Origin of the sequence: Pseudomonas sp. NPDC098747, from assembly GCF_044760045.1 — a bacterium.
GTDB lineage: Bacteria > Pseudomonadota > Gammaproteobacteria > Pseudomonadales > Pseudomonadaceae > Aquipseudomonas.
This window is the reverse complement of record NZ_JBIWAL010000068.1, coordinates 20665-21509: the sequence shown is the minus strand read 5'-3', so window position 1 is coordinate 21509 and position 845 is coordinate 20665. Positions and strand designations below refer to the sequence as shown.

The 845-nt window shown below is 56.6% G+C and carries 1 pseudogene; it reads right to left on the bottom strand.

What is annotated here, in order from left to right:
* A pseudogene (locus ACIQVE_RS26165) lies at positions 1-836 on the bottom strand (glyceraldehyde-3-phosphate dehydrogenase); the annotation flags it as partial.
* Positions 837-845 lie beyond the last annotated feature (9 nt).

The window sequence follows — 845 nt, the reverse complement described above, 5'->3', positions numbered from 1 at the left end:
CCGAACTTGTCATTCACAGCTTTGAGCACCGGCACGATGGCGTTGGTGGTGCAGGAAGCGGCGGACACGATCTTGTCGTCAGCGGTGATTTCACCGTGGTTGATGCCGTGAACGATGTTCTTCAGCTTGCCTTTACCCGGTGCGGTCAGAACAACGCGGTCGATACCCGGGCAGGTCAAGTGTTGACCCAGGCCTTCAGCGTCACGCCATACACCGGTGTTGTCCACCAGCAGCGCGTCTTTGATGCCGTACTGGGTGTAATCCACTTCAGTCGGGTTCTTCGCGTAGATCACCTGGATCAGGTTACCGTTGGCGGTGATGGTGTTGTTTTCTTCGTCGATGGTGATGGTGCCGTTGAACGAACCATGTACCGAATCGCGACGCAGCAGGCTGGCGCGTTTGGTCAGGTCGTTGTCGGCGCCTTTACGCACGACAATGGCACGCAGACGCAGACCGTCGCCACCACCGGTTTTTTCGATGAGGATGCGCGCCAGCAGACGGCCGATACGACCGAAGCCGTACAACACAACGTCAGTGCCTTTGCGGGCCGAGGCGTTTTGCTGACCAACCACGTCAGCCATTTCTTCACGAACGAACTGCTCGGCGCTACGGCCATTGCCTTCGTTGCGGAATTTGAACGCCAACTTGCCCAGGTCTACCGAAGCCGCGCCGAGCTTGAGCTCGCTCATGGCTTTGAGCAGGGGGAATGTTTCGTGGACGGAGAGTTCGCTGTCGTCGGAAGAACGGTGGCGCGCAAAGCGGTGAGCTTTGAGAATCGCGATGACAGACTGGTTGATCAGGCTTCTTCCATAGATAGTTTTCAGCATGTTGTTTTTGGTTTATTT